The sequence below is a fragment of the Streptomyces atriruber genome (genome assembly GCF_001418325.1).
GTDB lineage: Bacteria > Actinomycetota > Actinomycetes > Streptomycetales > Streptomycetaceae > Streptomyces > Streptomyces atriruber.
This window is the reverse complement of sequence record NZ_LIPN01000516.1, coordinates 1-4927: the sequence shown is the minus strand read 5'-3', so window position 1 is coordinate 4927 and position 4927 is coordinate 1. Positions and strand designations below refer to the sequence as shown.

The 4927-nt window shown below is 73.7% G+C and carries 5 protein-coding genes; 3 read left to right on the top strand and 2 right to left on the bottom strand.

Annotation, left to right across the window (positions count from 1 at the left end):
- Positions 1 to 173 precede the first annotated feature (173 nt).
- The 3 genes from AOK03_RS37410 to tatA are packed head-to-tail and all read left to right on the top strand — an operon-like array spanning position 174 to position 3519.
- Positions 174 to 590 carry an ArsR/SmtB family transcription factor gene (locus AOK03_RS37410; RefSeq protein WP_055569831.1) on the top strand — a complete coding sequence of 139 codons (417 nt, stop codon included), beginning with the start codon at positions 174 to 176 and terminating at the stop codon, positions 588 to 590.
- Entirely contained in the window at positions 538 to 3288 is a 2751-nt protein-coding gene (locus tag AOK03_RS37405) for a P-type ATPase actuator domain-containing protein (protein WP_055569830.1), read from the top strand. The genes AOK03_RS37410 and AOK03_RS37405 overlap by 53 nt, the downstream gene beginning before the upstream one ends.
- A gap of 60 nt (positions 3289 to 3348) precedes the next feature.
- The gene (tatA, locus tag AOK03_RS37400; RefSeq protein ID WP_055569829.1) at positions 3349 to 3519 is read left to right on the top strand and encodes a Sec-independent protein translocase subunit TatA; all 171 of its coding nucleotides are present in this window, start codon (positions 3349 to 3351) and stop codon (positions 3517 to 3519) included.
- A 31-nt stretch (positions 3520 to 3550) separates the two neighbouring features.
- Here the strand turns inward: tatA and AOK03_RS37395 are convergent, their stop codons facing one another.
- Both AOK03_RS37395 and AOK03_RS37390 read right to left on the bottom strand, forming a co-directional pair.
- A complete protein-coding gene (locus AOK03_RS37395) occupies positions 3551 to 4210 on the bottom strand; it encodes a YceI family protein (RefSeq protein WP_055569832.1) in 660 nt (219 codons plus the stop codon).
- A 403-nt stretch (positions 4211 to 4613) separates the two neighbouring features.
- A partial coding sequence (locus tag AOK03_RS37390; RefSeq protein ID WP_157869187.1) for a helix-turn-helix domain-containing protein occupies positions 4614 to 4927 on the bottom strand: 314 nt, incomplete at its 5' end.

Genomic DNA, 4927 nt, shown 5'->3' with positions numbered 1-4927 from the left:
GTTCGGAGGAGGGCGCGGGAGGGCGGGGGCCGCCCGGCCCCGACCTAGACTGACGGCTGACGCCGCGGGCACGAAGGACGAGCGGGACGCGCGGTGGGACGAGCAGTGGGACGAGAAGGGTGACGGTGGTGAGAGCGGGAGGCCGACGGACGGCGTCGGCGACGACGGACGGCGTGGGCGGCCCTGTCGGGGCCCCTGTCTCTGCCGCTGCCCCCGCTCCTGCCGCTGGGGACGCCCGTTTCGGCGGTCAGGACGATCCGCCCGCCGAACTCCTCACGGAAGCGGCCGCCGCCTTCGGTCTGCTCGCGTCGTCCGCACGGCTGCACATCGTGTGGGCCCTGGCGCAGGGCGAGAGCGATGTGAGCGGCCTCGCCGATCGGGTGGGCGGCGCGCTGCCCGCCGTCAGCCAGCACCTCACCAAGCTGAAACTGGCCGGGCTCGTCGGGTCGCGCCGCGAGGGCCGCCGCGTGGTGTACTTCGTCGCCGACCCCGACGTGGTGACGGTCGTACGCCTGATGGTCACCCAACTCGCGTCGCGTGCCGAGGCGTCCACCGCCCCGGCCCGCCGACTCCGCGGAACCGGTGCCTGAGGGGCCGGTGTCCGGGCCGACCACGCTCCAGGTCCTGCGCTCGCTGGAGACCGGACCGCGAGGCCTCACGGAGGAGGAGGCCGACGCCCGCCTGGCCCGCCACGGCCCGAACGTGCTGCCGACCCGGCGGACGGTGCCCTGGCCGCTCCGTTTCGTACGCGGAGTGCGCGACCCCTTCACCGCGGTCCTGTTCTGCCTGGGCCTCGTCTCCGCGGTCATGGCGGCGTGGGGCACGGCCTCTGTGATCACCGTCCTGGTGGCGGTGAGCTGCGCGCTCCGCGCGACGGGCGAACACCGCGCCGACCGCGCGATGACGGCCTTGCGCGACCTGGTGCCCACGACGGCGACGGTCCTGCGCCGCCCGTCCGCCGCCGACGGGCGGGCCTCGCCCCGCGAACTCCCCGTCGACGAGCTGGTCCCCGGAGACATCATCCGGCTGGCCCCCGGAGACGTGGTCCCGGCGGACACGCACGTGCTCGGCGCGACGGCCCTGTCCGTGACCGAGGCCCCGCTGACGGGGGAGTCGTCCCCGACCGGCAAACACCCCTGGGCGCCGCCCGAGGGGCGAAAGACGCCCCCTGTCGGCGGTGATCACCCCCACACGCACCCCCACCTATGTTTCCAGGGCAGCAGCGTCACCGCGGGCAGCGGCACCGCGGTCGTGACGGCCACGGGACGGCACACGCGCTTCGCCGCGACGTACACGACGCCCGGCCCGCCCGGCACAGTCGGCGTGGAGCGGCGACCGGCCCGCGCCTTCGACCGTTCCGTGCACGGCATCTCCTGGATCCTCATCCGCTTCATGCTGCTCACGCCTCCGCTGGTGCTCATGGCGGACGCGGCCCTGCGCGGCCGGGGCCTGGAGACGCTGCCGTTCGCCGTCGCGGTGGCGGTCGGACTCACCCCGGAGATGCTGCCGGTCGTCGTCACGACGTGCCTGGCCCGGGGCGCCGCCCACCTCGCCCGCACCCACGGCGTGATCGTCGGACGGCTGCCCGCCCTGCACGACCTCGGCGCCATGGACGTCCTGTGCGTCGACAAGACCGGCACGCTCACCCAGGACCGCCCGCTGGTCGACCGCGGCGTCGACGCGGCGGGCCACGACGCCCCCGAGGTCCTGCACTGGGCGGCGGTGAACGCCTGGTGGACCCTGCAACTGGCCGACCTGCCCGCCCCGGACGCCCTCGACGAGGCGATCCTCGCCGCGGCCGCGGCAGACGAGGACGCCCTCACCCGCTACGACGGCGTGGCGGTGCTGCCCTTCGACCCCGTACGCCGCCTCGCCACCGCAGTCGTCACACGCCCCGGCGCGGGCCTCGGTGTCCACACGCTGGTGGTCAAGGGCGCTGTCGAGAACGTACTGGAGCTCTGCGACCTGCCCGACGAGGAGCGCGCACGGCTGCACGCACGGGCGGACCGGTACGCGGCGGATGGTCTGCGCGTGCTGGCCCTGGCCACGGCGGACCGCCCGGCACGCCTCACCACGACCGCCCGGCTCACAGGGACCGCACGCCTCGCCGCGACCGCCCGGCACGCACCCTGGACCCCGGCCGACGTGCACCACCTGACCTTCCGCGGCTTCGTCACCTTCACCGACGCCCTGACACCGGCGGCCGGACCCGCCCTGCGCGCGCTCGCCGACCGCGGCGTCACGGTCAAGATCCTCACCGGCGACCACCCGGGCACGGCCGCACGCGCCTGCCGCGACCTGGGCCTGGACGTCGCCCCGGACGCCGTCCGCACGGCCGCCGACATCGACGCCCTGCCGCCCGCCCGCCTCGCGGAACTGGCCGAACTGGCCCACCGCACCACGGTCTTCGCGGGCTGCACCCCTGACCACAAGGCCCGGGTCGTGGCTGCCCTGCGCGCCCACGGCCACACCACGGGATTCCTGGGCGACGGCGTCAACGACCTGCCTGCCCTGCACGCGGCCGACGTGGCCCTGGCCCCGCACGACGCGGTGCCGGTGGCGCGGGAGGCGGCGGACGTGGTGCTGCCGGAACGCGCGCGGGAACACGCACACGACCCCCGAGCCGCGGCCGGCGGCCTGGCAGCGATCGACCACGCCGTCACCGCGGGCCGGACCGGTGGCGCGAACATCGCGACGTATCTGCGCATCACGCTCTCCTCGAACCTCGGCAACGTCATGGCGATGCTCACCGCGGGCCTCCTCCTGCCCTTCCTGCCGATGCTCCCGGCCCAGGTGCTCGTCCAGAACCTCTGCTTCGACGCGGCCCAGCTCGCCTTCGCCCACGAGCGCCCGGCGGCCACGGCCCTGCGCCGCCCCGTCGCACTGCGCCCCCGGGCCTTCCTCCGCCTCATCACGGGCTTCGGCGTGCTCAACGCGGTGGCGGACCTGGCGACCTTCGCGGTCCTCGCGCTCGCGGCGCCGGGCCCGACGGGGACGGAGGACGAGTCCCTGTTCCACTCGGGCTGGTTCACCGAGAACCTGCTCACGCAGGCCTCGGCGATGCTGCTCCTGCGCACGACGCGCACGACGGTCACCTCGGTCTCCCCGGTCACCCGTGCGGCAACGGCCCTGGCGCTCGCGGGCCTCCTCCTTCCGCTCTCACCGCTGGGTCCCCTCCTCGGCATGACGGCCCTGCCGCTCCTCGCCTACGCACTCCTGGCGCTGGTCCTGGCGCTCTACGCGACGGCACTGCTGACACTCCGGAGCCGCGTCGGCGTACCGTCGTGACAGTTGTACAGTTGCGCAATATGGCAAGTGTGCGACAAGCGTGAGAAACGAGGGCCACCGATGATCCGCAACGCTCTGCAGCCCTGGCACCTACTGATCGTGGTGCTCGTGATCGTGGTGCTGTTCGGCTCCAAGAAACTCCCGGACACCGCCCGCTCGGTGGGCAAGTCCCTGCGCATCCTCAAGAGCGAGACGAGGGCGCTGAGGGACGAGGACGCGAAGCGCGAGTAGGGCGGGCGGCGACGGGCGGCCGCACGCCGCGCTACGACGTGGTGGTGGCCCGCACCGCGGAGATGTCGAACTGCAGCCGGACCTTCTCGCTCACCATGGTGCCGCCCGCCGCGAGACGCTGGTTGTAGACCAGCCCCCACTCGGTGCGGTCGATGGTGGTGGTGCCGTCGAACCCGACCCGCTCGAAACCGAAGGGGTCCACGACCGAACCCAGATAGTCGAGTTGCAGCTCGACGGGGCGGGTGACCTCGCGGATGGTCAGGTCCCCGGTCATGCGGAAGCTCTCCCCGCCCTCGTGGACGGTGGAGGTGCTGCGGAACGTCATCTCCGGGAAGCGGCGCGCGTCGAAGAAGTCGGTGCCGACGAGGTGCGCGTCCCGCTGCTCCACGCCGGTGTCGACGCTGGCGACCCGTATGACGATGTCGGCCCGCGACTCGGAGGGCCGGTCGCCGTCGAAGTACAAGGTGCTGTCGTAGTCCGCGAAGGCGCCCCGGACGGTCGTCACCATCGCGTGCCGCACGGAGAACCCGACGCGGCTGTGCGGGCGGTCGATGGTCCACCGCCCCGTCAGATCGCGCAGCGCGGAGTCGAGTGCGACGCCACCGGACGAGGCCTGCGTGCCGGGCGCGCCGGGGCCACCGGCCGGCGTCGGCTCGATGGTGGCGGTCTGGCGACGGCTGAAGATGCCCACGAGGTCGTACCCTCCTTCGACGATGATCACTCCGTGTTATCACGCCGCTCGCGCAGGGCACCCGGCAAGATGGGCGGCCTCGTCCGGGTTCCATGGCCCCGACTGCAAAGATGCACAGGATCGACATGATGTGGAGGCGCGGTCGGACGGTCGGCGGTCACGTACGGTGACGAGCCGAGGGGGATCGCGGGCCGCGGGGGAGCGCGGGGGAGAGAGAAGCGTGAGAGGGGAGCGCGAGGGGGGCACCCGGGCGGCGTGCCGGTGCCGGACGTACCGGCCCACCGACACACCGCCTCATCAGGTGTCACGCACCCCTACGCCCTCCCCCGTTTCCTTGGGCGCAGTGGCGGACACCGGCGGCGGCCCCCCGATCTCGCCGCCGGACCAGAGTCTTCCCGACTCCTCATCCCACGTCTTTGACCATGGGCGCACTGTTGTTGACCGCCAGCGCACTCCCGTTGCTCATCAGTGTGCGAGCGCGCACCTCGCTGGGCGTGAGCCCGTACGCGGCGCGGAAGGCGCGGGTGAAGACGGCGGGCTGGGCGAAGCCCCAGCGGGCCGCGATGGCGCCGACGGGCACGGCGGCGAGCGTCGGATTGGCCAGCGCCCGGCGGCAGCGCTCCAGGCGCAGCCGCCGGATCCAGGAGGAGACCGTCAGCCCTTGGTCCTGGAAGAGCCGGTGCAGATAGCGCGTGGAGATGTGGTGGGCGGCGGCGA